Origin of the sequence: Corynebacterium afermentans subsp. lipophilum (genome assembly GCF_030408375.1) — a bacterium.
Taxonomy (GTDB): Bacteria; Actinomycetota; Actinomycetes; order Mycobacteriales; family Mycobacteriaceae; genus Corynebacterium; species Corynebacterium lipophilum.
Map to the genome: position 1 here is coordinate 2,056,442 of NZ_CP046530.1, position 21,595 is coordinate 2,078,036.

Annotated in this window: 19 protein-coding genes; 7 read left to right on the top strand and 12 right to left on the bottom strand. The window is 65.0% G+C overall.

Annotation, left to right across the window (positions count from 1 at the left end):
• Positions 1–813: 813 nt before the first annotated feature.
• Positions 814–2,142 (bottom strand): sodium/glutamate symporter, encoded by a 1,329-nt coding sequence (locus tag CAFEL_RS09830; protein WP_194560772.1) that lies wholly within the window; start codon positions 2,140–2,142, stop codon positions 814–816.
• 80 nt (positions 2,143–2,222) lie between these two features.
• Between CAFEL_RS09830 and CAFEL_RS09835 the strand changes: the two genes are divergently transcribed.
• Positions 2,223–3,245, top strand: a complete 1,023-nt coding sequence (locus CAFEL_RS09835) for a ferredoxin reductase domain-containing protein (protein WP_194560622.1) — start codon at positions 2,223–2,225, stop codon at positions 3,243–3,245.
• Here CAFEL_RS09835 and CAFEL_RS09840 read toward each other — a convergent pair.
• A complete protein-coding gene (locus CAFEL_RS09840; protein WP_194560771.1) occupies positions 3,235–4,065 on the bottom strand; it encodes a carbon-nitrogen hydrolase family protein in 831 nt (276 codons plus the stop codon). The two genes, CAFEL_RS09835 and CAFEL_RS09840, sit on opposite strands and share 11 nt — an antisense overlap.
• 112 nt (positions 4,066–4,177) lie before the next feature.
• Between CAFEL_RS09840 and CAFEL_RS09845 the strand changes: the two genes are divergently transcribed.
• The 4 genes from CAFEL_RS09845 (at position 4,178) to CAFEL_RS09860 (ending at position 8,498) form a co-directional block, all read left to right on the top strand.
• The gene (locus CAFEL_RS09845) at positions 4,178–4,429 is read left to right on the top strand and encodes a hypothetical protein (RefSeq protein ID WP_194560621.1); all 252 of its coding nucleotides are present in this window, start codon (positions 4,178–4,180) and stop codon (positions 4,427–4,429) included.
• The gene (locus tag CAFEL_RS09850; RefSeq protein ID WP_194560620.1) at positions 4,426–5,571 is read left to right on the top strand and encodes an alpha/beta hydrolase; all 1,146 of its coding nucleotides are present in this window, start codon (positions 4,426–4,428) and stop codon (positions 5,569–5,571) included. Before CAFEL_RS09845 ends, CAFEL_RS09850 begins: the two co-directional genes overlap by 4 nt.
• 58 nt (positions 5,572–5,629) lie before the next feature.
• Positions 5,630–7,396, top strand: a complete 1,767-nt coding sequence (locus CAFEL_RS09855) for a pyruvate dehydrogenase (RefSeq protein WP_194560619.1) — start codon at positions 5,630–5,632, stop codon at positions 7,394–7,396.
• A gap of 313 nt (positions 7,397–7,709) precedes the next feature.
• Positions 7,710–8,498: a hypothetical protein gene (locus CAFEL_RS09860; RefSeq protein ID WP_194560618.1), complete on the top strand. Its 789-nt coding sequence runs from the start codon at positions 7,710–7,712 to the stop codon at positions 8,496–8,498.
• Between the two features lie 193 nt (positions 8,499–8,691).
• Here CAFEL_RS09860 and CAFEL_RS09865 read toward each other — a convergent pair whose 3' ends face one another.
• The 5 genes from CAFEL_RS09865 to exaC form a co-directional block, all read right to left on the bottom strand.
• Positions 8,692–9,102, bottom strand: coding sequence for a heat shock protein transcriptional repressor HspR (locus CAFEL_RS09865; RefSeq protein ID WP_194560617.1), 411 nt, complete (start codon positions 9,100–9,102; stop codon positions 8,692–8,694).
• Between the two features lie 21 nt (positions 9,103–9,123).
• Complete coding sequence (gene dnaJ, locus CAFEL_RS09870) at positions 9,124–10,308, bottom strand: molecular chaperone DnaJ (protein WP_194560616.1); 1,185 nt, start codon at positions 10,306–10,308, stop codon at positions 9,124–9,126.
• A 145-nt stretch (positions 10,309–10,453) separates the two neighbouring features.
• Positions 10,454–11,149, bottom strand: coding sequence for a nucleotide exchange factor GrpE (gene grpE / locus CAFEL_RS09875; protein WP_194560615.1), 696 nt, complete (start codon positions 11,147–11,149; stop codon positions 10,454–10,456).
• Positions 11,150–11,163: 14 nt separating this feature from the next.
• Positions 11,164–13,005 carry a molecular chaperone DnaK gene (gene dnaK / locus CAFEL_RS09880; protein WP_194560614.1) on the bottom strand — a complete coding sequence of 614 codons (1,842 nt, stop codon included), beginning with the start codon at positions 13,003–13,005 and terminating at the stop codon, positions 11,164–11,166.
• A 244-nt stretch (positions 13,006–13,249) separates the two neighbouring features.
• Positions 13,250–14,770, bottom strand: coding sequence for an acetaldehyde dehydrogenase ExaC (gene exaC / locus CAFEL_RS09885; protein ID WP_194560613.1), 1,521 nt, complete (start codon positions 14,768–14,770; stop codon positions 13,250–13,252).
• 142 nt (positions 14,771–14,912) lie between these two features.
• On the opposite strand from exaC, the gene CAFEL_RS09890 reads away from it, so the two are divergent.
• Together CAFEL_RS09890 and CAFEL_RS09895 are read left to right on the top strand one after the other, a co-directional pair.
• Positions 14,913–16,316, top strand: coding sequence for an AI-2E family transporter (locus tag CAFEL_RS09890; RefSeq protein WP_353959469.1), 1,404 nt, complete (start codon positions 14,913–14,915; stop codon positions 16,314–16,316).
• A gap of 44 nt (positions 16,317–16,360) precedes the next feature.
• Positions 16,361–16,885 (top strand): type 1 glutamine amidotransferase domain-containing protein, encoded by a 525-nt coding sequence (locus CAFEL_RS09895; RefSeq protein WP_194560612.1) that lies wholly within the window; start codon positions 16,361–16,363, stop codon positions 16,883–16,885.
• Positions 16,886–17,204: 319 nt separating this feature from the next.
• On the opposite strand, the gene CAFEL_RS09900 is transcribed toward CAFEL_RS09895, so the two are convergent.
• The 5 genes from CAFEL_RS09900 to cysD are packed head-to-tail and all read right to left on the bottom strand — an operon-like array spanning position 17,205 to position 21,582.
• Entirely contained in the window at positions 17,205–17,783 is a 579-nt protein-coding gene (locus tag CAFEL_RS09900) for a nucleosidase (protein ID WP_194560611.1), read from the bottom strand.
• 6 nt (positions 17,784–17,789) lie between these two features.
• Positions 17,790–18,713 (bottom strand): sulfite exporter TauE/SafE family protein, encoded by a 924-nt coding sequence (locus CAFEL_RS09905; protein WP_194560769.1) that lies wholly within the window; start codon positions 18,711–18,713, stop codon positions 17,790–17,792.
• 10 nt (positions 18,714–18,723) lie between these two features.
• Positions 18,724–19,362, bottom strand: a complete 639-nt coding sequence (locus CAFEL_RS09910) for a sirohydrochlorin chelatase (protein WP_194560610.1) — start codon at positions 19,360–19,362, stop codon at positions 18,724–18,726.
• Between the two features lie 10 nt (positions 19,363–19,372).
• Positions 19,373–20,668, bottom strand: a complete 1,296-nt coding sequence (locus CAFEL_RS09915; protein WP_194560609.1) for a sulfate adenylyltransferase subunit 1 — start codon at positions 20,666–20,668, stop codon at positions 19,373–19,375.
• On the bottom strand, positions 20,668–21,582 hold the full coding sequence (gene cysD, locus CAFEL_RS09920; RefSeq protein ID WP_194560608.1) for a sulfate adenylyltransferase subunit CysD: 915 nt from the start codon (positions 21,580–21,582) through the stop codon (positions 20,668–20,670). The genes CAFEL_RS09915 and cysD overlap by 1 nt, the downstream gene beginning before the upstream one ends.
• Positions 21,583–21,595: the final 13 nt, after the last annotated feature.

Consider the following 21,595-nt stretch of genomic DNA (forward strand, 5'->3'; position numbering starts at 1 on the left):
TCTTATTGATACCGGATTTTAACCCGTCTTGTACCTGAAAGTGTATACATGGCACCGTGCAGGCGCAAACTATCTCAGCAATCACCAATGCCTTGTCCGATGCACGGTTCGACACCTACCGGGCTGCTGCAGGAGGATCCGAAGCGAAGGCGCTGAAGCTGTACTTATGGAACATTACGATGGCCGGCGCCGTCACTGCCACAACCGGAATTGTTGAAGTGCAGCTGCGAAACAGCATCGACACGAGGCTCCAAAGCTGGAACGAAACTGAGCCTGTACACGAGCCAGGTAGGTCAAGCTCCTATTCACGAGATTGGTTGATAGACCCCGCACCCAAACTCAAGCAAATTATCTCGCCAACCAACAGGCAGCCTTTATGGAAGAAAGCTGCGCCTGCATTACTCGGAGAGGATGGCTCCGCCAGGAAAACGAACCCCACGCATGACGATCTTGTAGCAGCGCTTCCCTTCGGGGCATGGCTCTTCTTACTCCCTCAGCCTCAAGTGTCGTCCCCCAACAACCCAAGGATGAGGCTCTGGAATGAGGCGCTGAGCAACGCTTTTAATGCGAGGGCAGGTTCTCCATTTCGATACGCAAATCATTCAGTCATCTATCGGTGGGCAAACACAGTGCGATTCGCTCGAAACCGGGCGAGCCACTTGGAACCGCTACCCGATTCCAGGGAGCTCTTGCGGTACCACAGGGTCTGGCTCCGATTGATGAATTCGCTAAACCCTGCAGCAGCTTCCTGGCTTGCCGGGCAGCAGTATATTCCTACTGCGCTACGTAACCGCCCGTGATAAGCATCAAGCTTTACGACGATCTCTTGACCGGTATCCACTTCATCACGTAAGCCAGCACGACCACCCCGACCGCGATTGCGAACGCAATCCAGCCGAAAATGGCGGTAAAGCCGGCGATCACCGCGATCGGCGCGATGATGGTGGTGCCAATTTCGAACGGGGCGAAACCGACGTAGGCCACGCCGTACTCGTTGAGCGTGCCGGATTTGAGCTTCGGGTCCACCATTTTCAGCAGCGCGATGCCGGTGGCCACTGCGGCGGTGGCCCAGCCCCAGCCGAACAGGCCGCGCTCGAGCCATTTCTCGCCGAAGAACGTCGGGCCGGCCCAGAACATCCACACCACGCAGAACAGGGTGCCCAGCACGAAGATGAGCACGAGCGCCTGCCAGTAGCCCGCCAGCGCTGCGGGCACGATGGAGGCGATGCCGAAGGCGATCATGTAGTCCGTGGCGGCGCCGGAAACGGAGCTGATGGTGGAGCTGTCCAGGTAGTTCGGGCGGCCGACGAGCTTGAGCACCAGGCGGCCGATGAGCCCGATGACGAATGCCATGGCGAACAGCGGGATGGACACGTTCGGCCACTGGTCCTTGATCAAGCTGTTGACCATGTACGCGATGAGCACGGTGAACGCGATGAAGCCGGCGTGCAGCGCCAGTGGCTCGATGGACGAGGGGTTGGTGGTGGCCTTGCCGATCGAGGGGCGCTCGTCTTCGTTGTGGATGTAGCCGGTGCGCAGGTCGTCGGGCAGGGTGCCGGCGAGCTGGGACGACTTGCCCTTGCGGATGCCCCAGTTGGCCATGATCACGCCGCCGACGATGGCCACGAGAGTGCCCACGGTGGCGGAGGTGAAGCCGATGGAGGACGCGCCTTCCACGCCGATTTCTTCGAGTGCGGAACCCACGGCCGCCGCGGTGCCGAAGCCGCCGACGAAGCCGACCGGCAGCATCATGCCGAACCACGGTTCGGTGCCGAACACCGGCGCAAACACGTACAAGCCGAGCAGGATGAACAGGCCCCACTGGCCCATGAACATAGCGGTGGAATAGCCCCACATGTTGCGGGCGCCGGAGGCGACGGAGCCGCCGAGCTCCATCGAGTACGCCATGGAGGCGAACACCACCGCGATCAACAGCGTGGTGTACGTGCCCACCTGGTCAGACCAGTGGATCACGCCCAGCACCTCGTCGCCCAGCAGCAGGCCGAGCAGGCCTGCGGTGATCGGGGCAGGCAGCAGCAGCGCCTGCAGCACCTTCAGCCGGTTGCGCAGAATATTGCCGACGATGAGCAGGACCGATATCCAGCCGATGTCCGTGAGCAGCGTATACGGGGTGAATTCCACCACAGCACCTCTTTTCTATCCACTTATCACATTTCAACCGGGTGCAACTTTAGCCCACAGCCGCTAGGTAACCTGCTTTTATGCCTTCCGACCCCTTTGCGCAGACGTTGCGCACCCACGGCCCGCAGGTCAGCCGCGCGTGGCGCGCCCGCTTCTCCGAGGCGTATCCACAGGCAGAGATGATGCTGCCGCCTGGAGACGAGATGCCGCCTTTACTTTTGCGCGCCGCCCTCGCCGTGCTCGAACGCCCCGCCGAGGAAGTCCGCGACGAGCTGAAGGCGCTGGCACTGGATCTGCGTCGCACAGGGTTTCCGGCCGAGGAGTACCCCAACGCTGTGCAGATGCTTATCGACGAAGGCGCTGACGCCGAAGCCGACTGCACCGCGCTATCCGACGCGGCCGAGCTCATGCGCGATACCGCCTCACAGGCCGACTACGCCGGTGTGCCCGCCGCCACCGCCGCCCAGGTGACCAACGTGGCGCACCACGGCGAGGTGCAGGTGGTGCGCCTAGAGGCTGGCACGCCGGTTCCGTACTCCCCCGGCCAGGTCATCCCCGTGATGTCGCCGAAGCGTCCCGGCGAGTGGACCGGCTTGGTCCCTGCGCTGCCGTCCAACCCGCTCGGGCAGCTGGAGTTCCACGTACCCGGCGACATTCCGCTGGAGCCGGGCGACTGGTTGACGTTGGGGGCGGCGCGCGGTGGGCTGCGTGAGGCCGTCGACAAGCAATTGCTCCTGGTTGCCGCCGAGGGCGGTTTCGCTGCGGCGAAGGCGCTGGTGTTCCACTGTCTGGAGCAGCCCGATCCGCCGGAGGTGCACCTGGTAGTTGGCGCGCGCGAGCCCGGCGAGTGGTACGACACTGCTGCGCTGGAGGCGCTGGCCAAGGCCCAAAACTGGCTGGACATTACGTGGATTGCGCAGTCGCGTGTGGGCGCGTCGCTGGAGCAGGTGGCCTCTGGCGCCGGCATGTGGTGGGGCCGCGAGGTGATCGTGTGCGCGCAGCAGGAGCGGGCGGTGAGCCTGGCCGCTGCACTGAAGGTCGCCGGGGCGCAAGACGTGCAGACCGTCGCCCCCGATGCGGCGCCGGAGTGGTTCAGCGAATAACGCTGTGCTCCCGAATCTCCGCCAGCGGCAGCTCCTTGCGCGCCTCGGTGGCGTCCGCCGGGTCGATGTCCACCACTAGCGTCTCCGGCCCGTAGCCGGCCTCCGCAAGCCGCTGGCCCGTCGGCGCCACCACCACAGAGTGGCCCGCGCCGGTGGGCCCTGACGGCTCCCCGGCCTTGGTCTCGAAGTCCGGGCGGGCCTGGTCAGCGGCCGCGATAAACACCCCGGCATCCAGCGCACGCGCGACGGTGAGGATGCGCCACTGCTCCACCTTGCCCGGACCATCCGCCCAGCTCGTGGGCACCACAACCACTTTCGCGCCACGTTGAGCGAGCGCCTGGAACTGCTCCGGGAAGCGGATGTCAAAGCAGGTGGCCACCCCCACGGTCACGCCGTCGTGTTCGAACGTGACCAACGTGTCGCCGGGGCGCACCGTGTCCGATTCCCTGTAGTTGAAGGCGTCGTACGTGTGGATCTTGTCGTATCCCTTATGCACCCCGCCGCCGGTGATCAGCGCGGTGTTGTAGACGCGGTTGTACTCCTTGCCGTTCACGGTGTTCGTGTCCGCGGGGCGGAACATGCCGGCGACGATGGTGACGCGGAGCTCGTCGCTAAGCTTTTTCAGCCCTGTGGCGAACGGACCGTCCAGCTCCTCTGCCTGCGTATCCAGCCGCCCCTGCTCAAACGCCTGGCTGGTGGCCTCGGGCAAAACGATCAGCGTAGCGCCTTGAGTGGCGGCGTCGCGGACCAGCGGTTCGACGGCGGACAAATTTTTCATCTTGTCGTCGCCGGAGGCAATTTGCAATAGCGCGATCTTCATGTGGATAACTCCGATCTTCATGTGGATAACTCTAGGTGCGTCTCAAGAGAGTTATCCACAGATTTGGATTGGGATATTGCGTCGACTGTTGCGTTCGCGGATGGTTCGTTGCATGACATTTCTTCAACTGACCACAGACACCGCACCCGCCGCCCGCAGCTGCATCCGCAGCTTCACCACCCTTCCCACCGCCCATTTGAGCCCCTCGCGCTCCGCGTCCGCGCTCACATCGTTGCAGGACGTTGAGCATTTGCTTGTCGACGATGTCACGTCCCGCCTGGACACCCACCTCCACGACGTCGCCGCCTTTGCGTCCATAGTGGAGCAGACGGACGCCCGATTCGGCAAGGAGCTCACGCCGTGACGTACAAACCAGCACTGTCCACGTCCGAATTGTTCGCCGCGGCAGCCGCCACCAAATTGGCAGCTGCCGGTGCGCGGGAGCGCGCGGAACACGCGCCGCATTCAGCCGCCGTCATTGCGGATTCCGGGTTCCGCGGACCCGCGTTCGAAGCGTCTTCTGCGAGGCTGGCCAGCTACAACGCGGCGCTTGCCGCCAGTGCTGTGCGGCTGGAGCAGGCGTCGATGACCTTGCTCGCCGCCGCCGGTCTGCAGCAGCAGTTGGACGAGGCCGCCGAGTTCATCGGCATCTCCGCCCATTCACGCGTCGTGCTGTGGCTCAACGGAATGTCCATGATGCTGGATCTGAGGCTGTCACGGACCCTGTTGGACGCGGCCGGCAAGGAGCAGGACTACGACCCGCTGTTCGACCACCCGGACGAGTCCTTCGAATCGCTGCACGCCCGGCACGCGCAGACGGTGCCAGCGTCCACGATGGCAGCAGTGGAAGACGCAGGCGGCGTGATCCTCGAGGCCGGTCCGACTGCAACCACGGTTCTAGTCGGCGACGCGGTGGACCCATCAAGAGTGATCACATTGGTTGCGGGTGCGACCACCGGCAAGCCTTCGAAGCTGCCGGGCGAGCTGGAGAAAGCCCAGATGCTGTCGGAACAGACCGGGGCCGCGGTGGTGGTGTGGCAGGGCTACGCCCCTCCCCCGCTGCTCACAGACGCAGCCTCGCCCCACCGCGCCCACGCCGGCGCGGACGACCTTGCAATGTTCCAGGCCGCGTTAGAGGAGCGCTTCCCTGACGCACAGAAGACCGTGATCTCCCATAGCTACGGCACGCTTTTAGCCACGAAGGCGGCGCATCAGCACGGGTTGCTCGCGGACGACCTGTGGATCCTGGGCAGCGCAGGCGTCTCGGGCGAACACGTCTCGGAGCTGACCCTGGCTGGGCCTGAAGCGACGGTGCACGTGGTGGATTCCCCCGCCGACCCGATCCTGCTGCTGCGCTCCGGGCCGACGGCGGCGCTCGGGGCGTCGCCGTCGTACGTGGGGTGGGGCGGCGAGCGCGTGCCAGGGGTCAAAGGCGGGCACACCGACTACTTCACAGACCCCGCGTTTCTGTCTGCTTTGCAACAGCGCGCCGACCCAGCTGCGTAAATGTCGTTACCATGGCGCACGTTGAATGAAACGACTAATCAGGAGATATAGGTAGACAATGCCCAATTTCGCAGAACAAGTGGTCAAGCGCCTAGAGGACCAAGGCGTCAAACGCATTTACGGCCTGGTGGGCGATTCGCTCAACCCGCTGTCCGACGCCGTGCGCCAGAGCGACATCGAATGGGTGCACGTACGCAATGAGGAAGCGGCCGCGTTCGCCGCCGGTGCCGATTCCCTGGCCGCCGACGAGCTCGCCGTGTGCGGCGCTTCCTGCGGCCCGGGCAACACCCACTTCGTGCAGGGCCTATTCGAGTCCCACCGCAACGGCGCGAAGGTGCTGGCCATTGCGTCGCACATCCCCACCATGGAGATCGGCTCCTCCTTCTTCCAGGAGACCCACCCGGAGCTTCTGTTCCAGGAGTGCTCCTCTTACTGCGAGGTAGTCCACGAGGCGGACCAGGGCATGCGCGTGCTGCACAACGCCCTGCAGAACACCCTGGCAGGCAACGGCGTGTCCGTGATGGTCGTGCCTGGCGACGTCTTCGCCGCCGACACCGCCGAGGGCCCGCACACCGCGGACTCCGTCTACGCCACCGGCGCCAACAAGCGCGTCTACCCGGACCCGCACGAGGCCGCCCGCCTGGTGGAGGCGATTAACAAGGCCGACAAGGTCACCCTGTTTTGTGGCTACGGCGCACGCGACGCCCGCGACGAGGTCTTCGCCCTGGCGGAGAAGATCAAATCCCCGATCGGCCACTCCTTCCGCGGCAAGATGTACTACGAGTACGACAACCCGTATGACGTCGGCATGTCCGGCCTGCTCGGCTACGGCGCCTGCCTGGACGCGATGGAAGAGTCCGACCTGTTCATCATGGTGGGCACCGACTTCCCGTACACCGATTGGCTGCCGGACGAGAACGTCGCGCAGATCGACATCGACGGCACCCACATCGGCCGCCGCACCAAGGTGGACTATCCGGTTGTCGGCGACGTCAAGAGCGTCATCGAGAACATCCTCCCTCACATCGAGGAGAAGTCCGACCGCAAGTTCCTGGACAAGATGCTCAAGCGCCACTACCAGCTGCTGGACCACGTGGTGAAGAGCTACACCTCCAAGGCTGTCGAGTCCAAGAAGCCGATCCACCCGGAGCTCGCCGCATCCGTGCTGGACAAGCTCGCGGACGACGACGCGTACTTCACCGTCGACACCGGCATGTGCAACGTGTGGTCCTCGCGTTACCTCACCCCGAACGGCAAGCGCGACGAGGCAGCCTCCTTCCTCCACGGCACCATGGCGAATGCGCTGCCGATGGCGATCGGCGTGCAGGCGGCGTTCCCGGACCGCCAGGTCATCTCCTGGTCCGGCGACGGCGGGCTGGGCATGCTCATGGGCGAGCTGCTCACCATCAAGCTGCACCAGCTGCCGGTGAAGGTGATCTGCTTCAACAACTCCTCGCTGGGCATGGTGAAGCTGGAGATGATGGTGGCCGGCATGCCGTACTTCGGCACCGACCACGAGCAAGCCAACTACGCCGAGATTGCCAAGGGTGTCGGTATCAAGTCCTTCCGCATCGAGGACCCGGACGACCTCGAGCCGGTGCTCAAGGAGGCCCTGGCCTACGACGGCCCGGTGCTCGTGGACATCGTCACCGACCCGGAGGCGCTCTCCCTGCCGCCGGGAATCACCTGGGACATGATGAAGGGCTTCACCAAGTCCGGTGCCCGCACCGCCTTCCTCGAGGGTGGCGTCGGTCGCCTGTTCAACCTGGCCAAGTCCAACCTCCGCCACATTGGCGGCGCCGCAGCCATCGAGTTCGGCGGTTAAGTCCGGCTCGGTAGCCTCCCCAATGCGGAAACACATCGACATATGTAGTGTTGTGGAGGCTTCAAAAGGCCCCTAGCCCTCCATGGCTAGGAAGCGTTTCGAATTTTCAAAGCACAAACGCCCGCGCTCACGTGTTCACCGCGCGGGCGTTTTGCGTATGCGCGAGGTGTGGGCGAGGGAGAGTCGATAGGCAGAGGCTTATCGTCGCTCCCATTCCGTGAGCCAAGTGTTATCAAAACGCGACCCAAAGGTCGTACCTATCTCGTATCGTTGCGGGAGTTGTCATTGATCCCATCAAGAAAGGCTTACATCTATGACTTCCCCGCAGAACCCGCGCCGCGTTGAGCGCACCGCCCGCCGCACCGCGCCGGCCTCCGCAAGCACCGCCGTGCGCGCCGAGACCGTCGCCGACGAAGACCAGCACCTCGGCCAGGAGGCCTGGATCGGCACCGACTCCACCGAGGTGTCCAACGGCAACGTCTCCTGGGGCGCAATCTTCGCCGGCGTGGTGACCTTCCTGGCCATCATGATCCTGCTCGGCGTCGGCGCTGCTGCCATGGGCCTGCAGGGCTCCGGCGGCCTGGCCACCGGCATCTTCGCCCTGATCTCCCTGGCCGTAGCCTTCGCCGCCGCGGGTTACGTCTCCGGTACCCTCGGCGTTCGCGCTGGCCTGTTCCACGGCCTGGGCACCTGGGCGACCTCCCTGATCGCCTCCCTGATCCTGGCTGGCTGGCTCGGCTCCTCCGTGGTCGGCGGTCTGGGTGCCGTGCTCGGCGACGTCACCGGCACCGTCGCTGAAACCGCCGGTAACGCAGCCAACGTGACCCGCCAGGACGCTGAGGATGCCTCAACCTCCGTACAGGACAGCATCAGCCAGGAGGACATCAACAACGCCGAGAACCAGGCCCGGGACGCCGCCAACAACGCCGCTGACCAGGCACGCGAGACCTACAATGAGTACTCGGATGACGCCGCGGCAGGCACCTGGTGGACCTTCGCCGGCCTCCTCATCGGCGCTGTGATCTCCGGCTTCGCTGGCGCCGCCGGTGCACGCTCCGTGCTCAACCGCGACGAGAAGCAGGTTGTGACCACCCGCCGCTAATTTCGCGGCAGACCGCTTCGATGCGCCAAAGCGAGTAGTGCCCCGGACTGTTCCGTGTGAACAGCCCGGGGCACTTTTGGTTGCGCTACCGCGAAGGTCGAGTCCGGGAGGTCGAGTTCGCCCCAAAACACGGGCCTACTCGACCTCCCGGACTCGACCTTTGCGCGAGACGGCTAGACCAAGGGGGCCGGCGCTACCGTGCGCTGCGCCGGCGGCGTCGAGAAGCAGCTGGCTCCCACGTGACCACCGCCGTGGAGCGCGGCACGTGCACCAGCTCACCGCCGCGGCGAGTACCGGTCTGCAACTTCTGGCGCAGCTCTTCGTTGTGGCCGCGTTGGGTTTCCAGTTCGTCCTGGAGATCCTCGATCTGCTGGGTGAGCTCGATGATCGTCTTGATGCCGGCGAGGTTGACGCCCTCCTCCTGAGAGAGGTGCTGGATGCGGCGCAGCATGGAGATGTCGCGCCGCGAATAGCGGCGGCCGCCACCCTTGGTGCGCATCGGCGTGACCAGGCCGAGCCGGTCGTAGGTGCGCAGAGTCTGCGCGTGCATGCCGGTCAGCTCAGCGGCGACGGAGATGACAAAGTACTCCTGTTGTTCATCCATCGTCTACACCTCCTTCCTGGGCTAGAGCCCGGCCCACCCGGCGCGCGGGTCGAAGCCGGAGTCCTTCTCAGCCTGGGCGTAGGCGCGCAGCGCAGAGGTGGCGGACGGATCCAGGTCCTTGGGCACCTTCACCTCGACGGTGACCATCAGGTCGCCGGCGGCGCCGGAGCGTTTCGGGATACCGCGGCCCTTCACACGCAGGGTGCGCCCGTTCGGGGTGCCAGCCGGAACCTTCACCTTCACCGGGTTGTCCAGGGTCGGCACCGTAATGGTTGCGCCGAGGGCGACCTCGGAGAACGCAACCGGGACAGTGACCTCGAGGTCGTCGCCTGAACGGGTGAACACCTCGTCGTTGCGCACGTGCACGGTGACGAACAGGTCACCGGCGGGTGTGCCGTTCGGGCCCGCCTCACCTTGGCCTGCCAGGCGCACCTTCTGCCCGTCGATCACGCCGGCGGGGATACGCACGGTAATCGAGCGGGTGCGCCGCACAGTGCCGGTGCCGCCGCAGGTGTCGCACGGGTCCTCGATGATCTCGCCGGTGCCGCCGCAGTTCGTGCAGGGACGCGCCATGCCGAAGGCGCCGGAATTCTCGCGGATGTAGCCGGAGCCGGAGCACATCTGACAGGTGTGCGTCTTGCCGTCCTTGGAGCCGGAGCCGTGGCAGGTGGTGCACGGCGCTTCGCCAGTGAGCTCGACCGGGATGGTCGTGCCCTTGGCGGCCTCGCTGAAGTCGAGGGTTATTTCCGTTTCGACGTCGGCCCCCCGCGACGGCCGAGCGTTCCTGCCAGCACCGCCGCGGCCGCCAAAGAAGCCACCGAAGATATCACCAAGGCCGCCGTCTCCAGCTTGTCCATCAGCGGCTGATCCGAAGATGTCGGAGAGGTCGAATTCCGTTTCCGTGCCGCGAAACCCGCCCGGAAAGCCGGATCCTCCTCCCCGCCCGAACCGGCCGAAGCCGCCCGAGCTGATCATGGATTTCAGTTGGTCGTATTCCTTGCGCTTCTGTTCGTCGCCGACAACGTCGTACGCCTCGGCCACCCGCTTAAATTTCTCCTCCGCCTTTTTGTTGCCGGGGTTCGAGTCGGGGTGGTTTTCGCGTGCGAGCTTGCGGTATGCCTTCTTGATGTCTGCAGCGCTTGCCGACGAGCTCACGCCCAAGTCGCCGTAATAGTCCTTATCGGCCCATTCTTGTTGCATAGCCATCTCGCACCCTCCTTTCCTCTACAAAGAGTATTGAGTCTGTCTCGCTAAAGTTTGTTCACTAATTTATCTAAGTACAAAGGCCGGGGACGAGGCCGCGTGGGTCCGCGCTACCTCATTCCCCGGCCCTTCCATCCGAGCGATTTACCTACTCGGTTGTGTCGGTTTCTGGCTCGCCGGCCGGCTCGGCAGGCTCGGCCGGATCGGCGATGATCACCATGGCGTTGCGCACCAGGCGGTCTCCGATCATGTAGCCCTTGCGCAGCACCGTGCCCACGGCCTTGGTGTCGCCCTGGGAGAGGTCCTGCACTGCCTCATGGATTTCCGGGTTGAACGCGTCGCCCTCGGCACCGAACTCCTTGATGCCCTGGCCGGCAACGATCGAGCGGAACTTGTCGGCAAAGGCCTTCAGCGGGCCCTGCTCCAAGTCGCCGTGCTGCTCGGCCAGATCCAGGTCGTCCAAAAGCGGCAGCAGCTGCGTGGCGAACTTCGCCTTGGCAGTGTTGGCCAGCTCGCCACGCTCACGCTCGGTGCGGCGACGGTAGTTCGCGTACTCGGCACTGACCCGCTGGAGCGACTCAGTGCGCTCCGCCAGCTGCAGCTCGATGTCGCTGACTGCGCCGTCGCCGTCTGCGTCCGGGTCGATCTCGTTCTCCGCGATCTTCGCGGCGTCCTCGAGCTCCGCGTCCGCGGCTAAGAGAGGGTCTTCGTCCGTCGCAAGCGCCTCGGACTCAGCAGCCTCGTCGGCGAGGGTTTCCGCCTGGTCGGGGGACACGTACTCGGGGTCCGTGGCCTCCGGAGCGCCCGGGTTGTCGGGCATCTGCTCATCGTGCGGATTCGTCATCAGACGTCGCCTCCTTACTTGTTATCGGAATCGGTTGCGTCGTCGTCCTCGACAACCTCAGCGTCGACCACGTTGTCGTCGCCACCGGCAGCGTCGGCCTGGGTTGCACCCTCGTTCGCCTGAGCCTCGTAGAGCGCAGTGCCCATTGCCTGGGACTCGGTGTTGAGCTTCTCCACTGCGGACTTGATGGCATCCAGGTCCTCGCCCTTGAGTGCCTCGTCCACAGCATCGGCAGCCTCGGTCACGCGGCCCTTGATGTCCTCCGGCAGCTTCTCGCCGTTTTCATCCATGAACTTGCGGGTCTGGTACGCCATGGTCTCCGCGTTGTTGCGGGTCTCCTGCTCCTCGCGGCGCTTCTTGTCCTCGTCGGCGTGAGCCTCAGCGTCCTTGATCATGCGATCGATCTCTTCGTCGGACAGACCGGAGCCGTCCTGAATCTTGATCGTGTTCTCCTTGCCGGTGGCCTTGTCCTTCGCGGACACGGACACGATGCCGTTGGCGTCGATGTCGAAGGTGACCTCGATCTGCGGCACGCCACGCGGCGCCGGTGCGATGCCTGCCAGCTCGAAGGAGCCGAGCAGCTTGTTCGCGGACGCGATCTCGCGCTCGCCCTGGAAGACCTGGATCTGCACGGAGGGCTGGTTGTCCTCAGCCGTGGTGAAGGTCTCCGAACGCTTCGTCGGGATGGTGGTGTTGCGCTCGATGAGCTTGGTCATCACGCCACCCTTGGTCTCGATGCCGAGGGACAGCGGAGTGACGTCGAGAAGCAGCACGTCCTTGACGTCGCCGCGCAGCACGCCAGCCTGCAGGGCAGCACCCAGTGCCACGACCTCGTCCGGGTTGACGGACTTGTTCGGCTCCTTGCTGGTCAGTTCCTTCACCAGCTCGGACACGGCCGGCATACGGGTGGAGCCGCCGACCAGGACCACGTGGTCGATGTCGCCGACGGACATGCCGGCGTCCTTGACCACCTGGTTGAACGGGCTCTTGGTGCGGTCCAGCAGGTCGGAGGTGATCTTCTGGAACTCGGTGCGCGTCAGCGTCTCGTCCAGGAACAGCGGGTTCTTCTCGGAGTCCACCGTGATGTACGGCAGGTTGATGGAGGCCTGCTGTGCGGAGGACAGCTCAATCTTGGCCTTCTCCGCAGCCTCGCGCAGACGCTGCATCGCCATCTTGTCCTTGGACAGGTCAACGCCGTTCTGGGACTTGAACTTGTCCACGAGCCACTCAACTACGCGGTTGTCCCAGTCGTCGCCGCCGAGCTCGTTATCGCCGGCGGTAGCCAGCACCTCGACGACACCGTCGCCGATCTCCAGCAGGGACACGTCGAAGGTGCCGCCGCCAAGGTCGAAGACCAGGATGGTCTCTTCCTTCTCGTTCTTGTCCAGGCCGTAAGCCAGAGCAGCCGCGGTCGGCTCATTGACAATGCGCAGCACATCGAGGCCCGCGATCTGGCCGGCTTCCTTGGTGGCCTGACGCTGAGCGTCCTCGAAGTAGGCCGGGACGGTAATAACAGCCTCGGTGACCTCCTCACCGAGGTATGCCTCAGCGTCGCGCTTCAGCTTCTGCAGGGTACGGGCGGAGATCTCCTGCGGGGTGTACTTCTTGTCGTCGATCTCCACAGTCCAGTCCTCGCCCATGTGGCGCTTGACGGAACGGATGGTGCGGTCGACGTTGGTTACCGCCTGGTTCTTCGCGGACTGACCAACGAGAACCTCACCGTTCTTCGCGAAAGCGACGACGGACGGGGTGGTGCGGGAGCCCTCCGCGTTAGCGATCACAACCGGCTCGCCGCCCTCAAGGACAGAGACGACCGAGTTCGTGGTGCCAAGGTCAATACCAACTGCACGTGCCATAAGAGTTATTCCTCCTGTTGAGAAGTGGTTTATCAGTAAGTTGATGTGCTCAGACTCAACTTGACGGCCACCACTATAACACCGGCGGCGACGTTCTTGAGCCTGTCGCACTCATAGGTAACAACGGCACGTGCACCAAAGTTGTTCCCACCCAGCGCAACTTTCTTTGTTTCCGCAGGCAAACGCATAGAAAAACCTCCGGATACGTGGGTACCCGGAGGTTGCATCGTCGACAAGCAACTGCTTAGAACAAGCCAGTCTCCTGCTCGGAGTAGGACACCAGGAGGTTCTTGGTCTGCTGGTAGTGGTCCAGCATCATCAGGTGCGTCTCGCGGCCGATGCCGGACTGCTTGTAGCCGCCGAACGCCGCGTGCGCCGGGTAGGTGTGGTACTGGTTCACCCACACGCGACCAGCCTGAATGGCGCGGCCAGCCTTGTAGGCCGTGGTGCCGGAACGCGCCCACACACCCGCGCCCAGACCGTAGATGGTGTCGTTGGCGATGGAGATGGCCTCATCGAAATCCTTGAAGGTGGTCACGGACATCACCGGGCCGAAGATCTCCTCCTGGAAAATGCGCATGTCGTTGGTGCCCTTAAACACGGTCGGCTCGATGTAGAGGCCGTTTTCCAGGCCGTCGATCGTGTTCACGCCGCCGCCGGTGAGCACTTCCGCGCCCTCCTGCGGGCCAAGCTCCAGGTAGGACTGGATCTTGTTCATCTGCTCGGTGGAAGCTTGCGCGCCCATCATGGTGTCAGTGTCCAGCGGGTTGCCGGTCTTAATCTGCTTGACGCGCTGGACGCCGAGCTCCAAAAACTCGTCCGCGATGGACTCGTGCACCAGCGCACGCGACGGGCAGGTGCACACCTCGCCCTGGTTCAGCGCGAACATGGCGAAGCCCTCGACCGCCTTCTTCTTGAAGTCGTCGTCCTTTTCAAAGATGTCCTCGAAGAACAACGCCGGGGACTTGCCGCCAAGCTCGAGAGTGACCGGGATGATCTTGTCCGCCGCGGCCTTGTTGATGATCTTGCCCACCTCGGTGGAGCCGGTGAAGGCGATCTTGGCAATACGGTCGGAGCCGGACAGCGCGGCACCCGCTTCCTCGCCCATGCCGTTGACGATGTTCAGCACGCCCGCCGGGATGAGATCGCCGACAAGGTCCATCAGGTACAGAATCGACGCCGGAGTCTGCTCCGCCGGCTTGAGCACGATCGCGTTGCCCGCCGCCAGCGCCGGGGCGAGCTTCCACGCGGCCATGAGCAGCGGGAAGTTCCACGGGATGATCTGGCCGACCACGCCGAGCGGCTCGTTGAAGTGGTAGGCGACAGTGTCCTCGTCGATCTGGCTCAGACGGCCTTCCTGCGCGCGCAGTGCACCCGCGTAGTAGCGGAAGTGGTCGATAGCAAGCGGGATGTCGGCGGCGAGCGTCTCGCGCACGGCCTTGCCGTTTTCCCACGTCTCCGCCACCGCGAGCTCCTCAAGGTGTTCTTCCATGCGGTCCGCGATCTTCAGCAGCACCATCGCGCGCTCCGCCGGGGAGGTCTTGCCCCAGGCGGGCGCGGCCTTGTGCGCGGCGTCGAGCGCCAAGTTGATGTCGGCCTCTTTGCCGCGGGCGACCTGGCAGAACACCTCGCCAGTGACGGGGGTGATGTTGTCGAAGTACTCGCCGTCCACTGGGGCGACCCAGTCGCCGCCGATGTAGTTGTCGTAGCGCTCGCGGTACTTGACGTTTGAGCCTTCGGTTCCGGGGTTCGGGTAGACAGTCATCTCCAGGCCTTTCTTACATCAGGGTCAGGTTGTGGCCCACGCTACACTCGTATCCTCTTGTGGTCTAGTGCATTTTTCTTGACGACGCCCCTCCGGCTCCCACGACATATGCATTAACCAGCATCTCTGGCACAATGAGCGCGTGACTAAACACGAAAACAACGACTACGTCGGCGCGCTCGACACCGCAGTCGACGACGTCCGGATGCTGCCCACCCCGGCAGACGCGGCCCAGGAGCTCTCCAAAGAGCCCGTAGACCGCGGCGACATCATCGCCTCTGACGGGCGCACCGCCGCTGCCTGGGCGCTGCGCTTCATCATCATTGTCGCCGCCACCGCGATCCTGCTCTACCTGCTCAAATGGGTGTGGATGGGCCTTCTGCCCATCCTGCTTGCCCTGATCCTTGCCACGGTGCTGTGGCCGCCGGTGCGCTGGATGCGGGGCCACAAGGTCCCCGCCGCCCTCGCAGTGTTCATCACACTGATCGGCACCTTCGGCATCCTCGGCGGCATCATCGCCGCGATGGCGCCGACCGTGAAGTCGCAGGGCACCGAGCTCGGCCGCCAGGCCGAACAAGGCATCAACCAGATCATCGCCTGGCTCAAGGAGCAGAACTTCACCTTCCTCGAGCCGGAACGTATCCAGCAGGCCGTGGACCAGGCCACCGCGTTTGTGAAGGGTCAGGCGTCGAACATCGCCTCCGGGGTGTTCTCCGGCATCGGCGCGATTACGTCGGTAGGCACGACGCTCGCGTTGACACTCGTGCTGCTGTTCTTCTTCCTCAAGGACGGCGACCGCTTCCTGCCCTGGGTACGCAAGTACACGGGCGTGCGCGCCGGCTGGCACCTCACCGAGGTGTGCATGCGCTCCTGGAACACCCTGTCCGGCTTCATCCGCACCCAGGCCATCGTGTCTTTGGTGGACGCCGTCTTCATCGGTTTGGGCCTGCTCTTCCTCGGCGTGCCGCTGTGGCCGGTGCTGGCTGTGGTGACCTTCTTCGCCGGCTTCATCCCGATCGTGGGTGCCATCTCCGCCGGCGCGTTAGCCGTGATCATCGCGCTGGTGTCCAACGGGTTCATGAACGCCGTGTTTGTGCTGATCCTCATCATCGCCGTGCAGCAGCTGGAGGGCAACGTCCTCTCCCCGATCCTGCAGTCCCAGGCCATGGGCCTGCACGCTGCCGTGGTCCTGCTCGCCGTGGCCGTGGGCGGCACCCTGTTCGGCATCGTCGGCGCGTTCCTTGCCGTGCCGATCGCCGCCGTCGCCGCGGTATGGCTGCGTTACTGGGCCGAAATGGTCTCGCTGCGCTCCGGTGAAATCACCGCCGACGAGATAGCCATGGCCACCCAACAAACCCAAACCATGGATTCGAAGACGTCGTTCCTCGCCGTGCGCGACCACATGATGAGCATGGCAAAGCGTGAAAAGTCCAACACCAAGGTCCCTGTCAAGGAAGGCCTCGGCTCCACCCGCGTCCCCTTGGGAGAGGCCGAGGGCGACACTGAGGTCCCAGGACGCACCCACGCCATCAAAGACGAAGAATAGGTACGGTGGGCGCCGTACTTACTCATCGACGAAAGGACGAAACCATGGCTGACCTCAACGGCAAGAACGTCGCAATCATCGCCACTAACGGCTTCGAGGATTCGGAGCTGACCTCCCCGAAGGAGGCCGTGGAGTCGGCCGGCGCGACCACCAAGGTCATCTCCACCGAAACCGGTGAGATCGAAGGCAAGAAGGGCGCGAAGGTGACTGTCGACGCTAAGACGGCCGACGCCTCCGCCGACGAGTTCGACGCCCTTATCCTGCCCGGCGGCACGGTTAACGCCGACACCATCCGCACCGACGCCGACGCCGTAGCTCTGGTCAAGGCGTTCAAGGATGCCGGCAAGCCGATCGGCGTGATCTGCCACGGCGGCTGGATCCTCGCCGAGGCCGACCTGCTCAAGGGCGTGAAGCTCACCTCCGTGGCCAACGTCAAGACCGACCTGGCCAACGCCGGCGCCAACTGGGTCGACGAGGAGGTTGTGGTCGACTCCGGCTTCATCTCTTCCCGCACCCCGGACGACCTGCCGGCGTTCAACGCCACCCTCGTGGAGGAGTTCGCGAAGTAGGGTTCTGTTCCCTCCGTCAGACCCCCAGTACGAAACCCCTATTAAGCGCCTTTTTCGCGCTTAATAGGGGTTTCGTGCTCTGGGTTTGTGGCGCCTCCGCATCGCTGCGGGCTCATCTGCTAGTTGCCCAAAAGTGGAACTAGCAGATGAGCTCTTTACTGGCACCTGGTTCCAACATCACCTGGGACAACAGAAATTTGGACACTTGATCTGCTAGTTGGGCATGCGGGGCAACTAGCAGATTCGCAAGATGGGGCGCGGGCCCCAGGGAAAGGGCCCAGGGAGCAGTCGCCGGGAGCGCAGCGGCCCCGCGCCCCGATTACCGCAGGTGCTCGCGCAGCGCCTGCTCCAGCTCGACGCGGGCGCGCTCGAGGGCGGCCTCCCACACCTCGGAGGCGGACTCGTCGGCGGAGTCGGAGACTTGTTTGAGCAGGGTCAGCGGCACGCCGAAGGTGGAGCACACCGCGGCCAGGGCATAGCCCTCCATGTCCACGAGCTGGCACTCGCGGGCGAGCTCGTCGCGCAGATCGGAGCGGTTCACAAACGCGTCACCGGTGGCGAGCTTCGCCTTGGGCAGCTCGGTCAGCGGGTCGAACGAGAACCAGCGCGGGTAGACAAAATCGGTGATCTCAGAGGTGCCGCCGACTTTGAAGTCGTGCTTGACGGCATCGGAGACCTCGTAGACGCCGGGCTCCAAGTCCACCAACGCGCCGGCGGTGCCGACGTTGATCACGCGCGACGGCAGCGGGCCCTCCGACAAGCGGCGGGTCAGCGCGATCGCGGCGGGCAGGGTACCGATGCCGGTGATGAGCACCTCATGGTCGCCGCCGGACATGATGTCCGCGGCTTCTTCTTTCATGGCTGCGACGATAAGCAAATCAGGCTGGGTATCAGACATGGTTGCTTATCGTAGGCGCGCCGGCTCCGGGTCGACCACTGTCGCTCCCTCGCGCTCCCCAGCGGCCCGCGAGTTCTGGCGCGCCTTGAGCACGCCCCGCACGGACAGAGCTGCACCGAGAAGCAAAACCAGCACGCGCACGACCCACAGTCCGGAGTCCACGCCGAGGAACTTCAGCACCACCGGCAGGTTCAGAAACACGATCAAGGTGCCCACGACCCCGCCTAGCGCGATGGGGTTCATGCGGGTGACCACCCACGCTCCGATAGGCGCAGCGACGACCCCGCCCACCAGCAGCGCGAGCACCCCGGCGATGTTGGCCATCAAATCGTGCCACATCCCCACCGCAAACCCGAGGGTGGCGGCAGTGGTGACCAGGAACTCGGCGGTGTTTACGGTGCCGACGATGCGTCGCGGCTCGGCGCGCCCGGCGGACAGCAGCGTCGAGGTGGTCACAGGCCCCCAGCCACCGCCGCCGGTGGCGTCCACAAACCCGCCGAACAAGCCTAGGCCGGCCAAAAACCCGCGGGAGTGAGGTTTTTCCACCATCTTGCGCTGGGTCAGCCCGCGTGCGAAGCGCAGCATCAGGTTCAGCCCGATCAGGGCCAGGATCAGCGACATCACCGGCCGAGCGGCTTCGGTGGAGAGACGCACCAGCACCGTCGCGCCGAGGAAAGCGCCGATTGCGCCGGGGATCCCGATGGCGAACGCGGTGCGCCAGTCCACGTTGCCGAAGCGGGTGTGCGCCACGCCGGAGGCGAGGGTGGTGCCCAGTTCGGCGGTGTGCACGACGGCGGACGCGGCCGCGGGAGTCAGCCCGGCCAGTGCGATGAGCATGGTGGACGAGGTGGCGCCGAAGCCCATGCCGAGGCCGCCGTCGACAAGTTGGGCGGCCAGGCCGGCCACGGCGATGAGCAGCAGCGTCTCAATCTTGTACATTTCAGGCGTCCTTTTCGGCAGTGCGGTAGCGGTTGGCAACGACGTCCGCGAGGTCTGTGGTCAGCGGCCCAGAAGCTGACAGGTGCGGCGGGATCCGGTCCAGGAGTGTTCCGTGAGTGACAAACAGCGGCAGCACGTGCGTGTGCTTATCGACGAACCTCCGGTCGCCCCTCGTCGCCTGCACCACCGACACATCGACCCCCGCCAAACGCGCCAGGTCATCTGCCAGGCGTACGTAGTTCGCAGCCTGTTCGGCATCCGATGTGCCGACGGGGAATACGGTGGCGTGGGAGGCCGAAGGTGCGTCGATACGCAAACGCTTGTGCAGGGCCTCGGCGATGTCTGGGCCGGTGCCGAGCGGCTCTGCGAGGGTGAGGTCGCAGTGCTCGCGCGCCTCGGCGAGGTGGGCCGGCACGTCCACCTTCGCGTGGAACGCGCGGGTGAACAGGAGCGGCACGACGATGGCACGCGGCGATGACAGCGCCGCGGCCGCCTCGGCGAGGGTGGGGCGATCGAACTCGAGGTGCGCGTCCACCCACTCCACACCGAGTGTGTCCGCCGCCGCTTCGGTGAGCGCGCGGATACCCTCCTTGGCGCGCGGGTGGCGCGAGCCGTGGGAGAGGGTGATCAGCGCGGTCATGGTGCAGCTCCTAGCGCAGGCGCTTTCCCACGAGACCCGCGGCCAGCGTGTTGCCGGAAGACTGATCCACGAGCAGGAAATTGCCCACCGCGCCGCGGGCGGCGTAGGGCTCGACCGGCAGCTCGTCGGCGGTCTGGATGGTCACGTGCGCGATCTCGTTGAGCGCAACGGCCTCGGGCGAGGTGTTGTCGCCGGCGGCACCGTCGATGTCGAGGACGCGGTCCACGCTGGCCACGCGGGCGCGCACGAACGCGGTGCCGATGCGCAGCTTCACAGCCTGCCCGGCGCGCAGCTCCTTTTCGGTCAGCCCCACCACGGTGGCGGCGAACTCCCTTGTGTCTTCCGGCCGGGTTCCAGAGGCCAGGAGGTCGCCGCGGGTCAGGTCGATCTCGTCGGCAAGGCGCAGGGCAACCGAGTCGCCGGCGTGGGCGGTCTCCACCGGGCCGTCGGTGGAGTCGATGCCGGCGACGGTGGTCTTCCGGCCGTACGGGGCGAGGATCTCATCGCCGACGGAGATGGAACCGGCGTTGACGCGGCCGGCGTAGGCGCGGTAGTCCGAGGCGTGCTCGCGCAGCACGTACTGGATGTTGAAGCGGAAGTCCAGGTCGTCGGCGCGGCCGTGGTGGACCGGGATGGTCTCTAGCAGCTCCAGCACGGTCGGGCCGGTGTACCAGGGGGTCGCGTCGCTGCGCTCCGCGACGTTATCTCCACGAAGCGCGGAAATCGGCACCACGTGCGGGTCCTCAATGCCGAGCTCGGCGGCCTTGGCGTCGAAGGTGGTCTTGATTTCGTTGAAGGTCTCCTCCGAGTAGCCGACCAGGTCGATCTTGTTCACCGCCAGGATCACGGTGCGCACGCCCAAAAGCTTGGCCACGGTGAGGTGGCGGACGGTCTGCTCCACCACGCCGTTGCGGGCGTCCACCAGCAGCACGACCACCTGGGAGGTGGACATGCCGGTCACGGTGTTGCGCGTGTACTGCACGTGCCCCGGGGTGTCGGCGAGGATGAAGGTGCGCTTGTCGGTGGCGAAGTAGCGGTAGGCCACGTCGATGGTGATGCCCTGTTCGCGTTCGGCGCGGAGCCCGTCGACAAGCAAGGAAAGGTCGAGACCCTCGAAGCCCCTGTCGGCCGAGGTGCGCTCGACGGAAGCGAGCTGGTCCGCAAGCACGGACTTCGTGTCGTGCAAAAGGCGTCCGACGAAGGTGGACTTGCCGTCGTCGACGGAGCCGGCGGTGCACAGGCGCAGCGTTTCGCGGTCCGCCAAAGCGGCTGCGGCAGAAGCGGCTGGAGCGGTAGTCGTAGTCATCAGAAGTAGCCTTCCTTCTTGCGGTCTTCCATGGCGGATTCGCTCAGGCGGTCGTCGGCGCGCGTCGCGCCGCGCTCGGTCAGGGTGGAGTTGGCGATCTCGACGAGCACCTCGTCGATCGTGGATGCGTCGGAGTCGACCGCGCCCGTGCAGGACATGTCGCCCACGGTGCGGTAGCGCACGCGGCGGGTCTCAAGCTGCTCGCCGTCGCGCGGGCCGCCCCACTCGCCCGGGGTCAGCCACATGCCGTCGCGGCCGAACACCTCGCGGTCGTGCGCGAAGTAAATCGACGGCAGGGCAATCCCGCGCGCGCCGATGTACTCCCACACGTCCGCCTCGGTCCAGTTGGAGATGGGGAACACGCGCACGTTCTCGCCCGGCAGTGTCGCGCCGTTGTACAGGTCCCACAGCTCGGGGCGCTGGCGGCGCGGGTCCCAGCCGCCGAAGGAGTCGCGCACGGAGAACACACGCTCCTTGGCGCGGGCGCGTTCCTCGTCGCGGCGCGCGCCGCCCAAAACGGCGTTGTAGCCGACCTCCGCGATGGTCTCCACCAGCGGCACGGTCTGCAGCGGGTTGCGGGTGCCGTCGGGGCGTTCCTGCAGGTCGCCGCGGTCAATCCAGTCCTGCACCTCGGCCACGCGCAGGCGCAGCCCGTGCTTTTCCACCAGCTCGTCGCGGAACTGAATCACCTCCGGGAAGTTGTGGCCGGTGTCCACGTGCAAAAGCTCAATCGGCATCGCCGCCGGCGCGAAGGCCCGGCGCGCCAGCTCGAGGACCACGCAGGAGTCCTTGCCGCCGGAAAACAGCAGGCCGATCTTGTCGAACTGCCCGGCCACCTCGCGGATGATGTGGATGGACTCGTTTTCCAAGTCCTTCAGGTGCGGCGACAGCTCAGTTGTCGTTGCTTGCGTCATCTTGTCTAAAGCT

What these genes read in the sequence shown, in the direction of transcription:
- CAFEL_RS09835 (WP_194560622.1), top strand. Translation starts at nt 2,223, where the DNA reads ATGCCTTCCGACCCCTTTGCGCAGACGTTGCGCACCCACGGCCCGCAG.
- CAFEL_RS09840 (WP_194560771.1), bottom strand. Translation starts at nt 4,065, where the DNA reads ATGAAGATCGCGCTATTGCAAATTGCCTCCGGCGACGACAAGATGAAA.
- CAFEL_RS09845 (WP_194560621.1), top strand. Translation starts at nt 4,178, where the DNA reads ATGACATTTCTTCAACTGACCACAGACACCGCACCCGCCGCCCGCAGC.
- CAFEL_RS09855 (WP_194560619.1), top strand. Translation starts at nt 5,630, where the DNA reads ATGCCCAATTTCGCAGAACAAGTGGTCAAGCGCCTAGAGGACCAAGGC.
- CAFEL_RS09860 (WP_194560618.1), top strand. Translation starts at nt 7,710, where the DNA reads ATGACTTCCCCGCAGAACCCGCGCCGCGTTGAGCGCACCGCCCGCCGC.
- CAFEL_RS09865 (WP_194560617.1), bottom strand. Translation starts at nt 9,102, where the DNA reads ATGGATGAACAACAGGAGTACTTTGTCATCTCCGTCGCCGCTGAGCTG.
- dnaJ (WP_194560616.1), bottom strand. Translation starts at nt 10,308, where the DNA reads ATGGCTATGCAACAAGAATGGGCCGATAAGGACTATTACGGCGACTTG.
- grpE (WP_194560615.1), bottom strand. Translation starts at nt 11,149, where the DNA reads ATGACGAATCCGCACGATGAGCAGATGCCCGACAACCCGGGCGCTCCG.
- dnaK (WP_194560614.1), bottom strand. Translation starts at nt 13,005, where the DNA reads ATGGCACGTGCAGTTGGTATTGACCTTGGCACCACGAACTCGGTCGTC.
- exaC (WP_194560613.1), bottom strand. Translation starts at nt 14,770, where the DNA reads ATGACTGTCTACCCGAACCCCGGAACCGAAGGCTCAAACGTCAAGTAC.
- CAFEL_RS09895 (WP_194560612.1), top strand. Translation starts at nt 16,361, where the DNA reads ATGGCTGACCTCAACGGCAAGAACGTCGCAATCATCGCCACTAACGGC.
- CAFEL_RS09900 (WP_194560611.1), bottom strand. Translation starts at nt 17,783, where the DNA reads ATGTCTGATACCCAGCCTGATTTGCTTATCGTCGCAGCCATGAAAGAA.
- CAFEL_RS09910 (WP_194560610.1), bottom strand. Translation starts at nt 19,362, where the DNA reads ATGACCGCGCTGATCACCCTCTCCCACGGCTCGCGCCACCCGCGCGCC.
- CAFEL_RS09915 (WP_194560609.1), bottom strand. Translation starts at nt 20,668, where the DNA reads ATGACTACGACTACCGCTCCAGCCGCTTCTGCCGCAGCCGCTTTGGCG.
- cysD (WP_194560608.1), bottom strand. Translation starts at nt 21,582, where the DNA reads ATGACGCAAGCAACGACAACTGAGCTGTCGCCGCACCTGAAGGACTTG.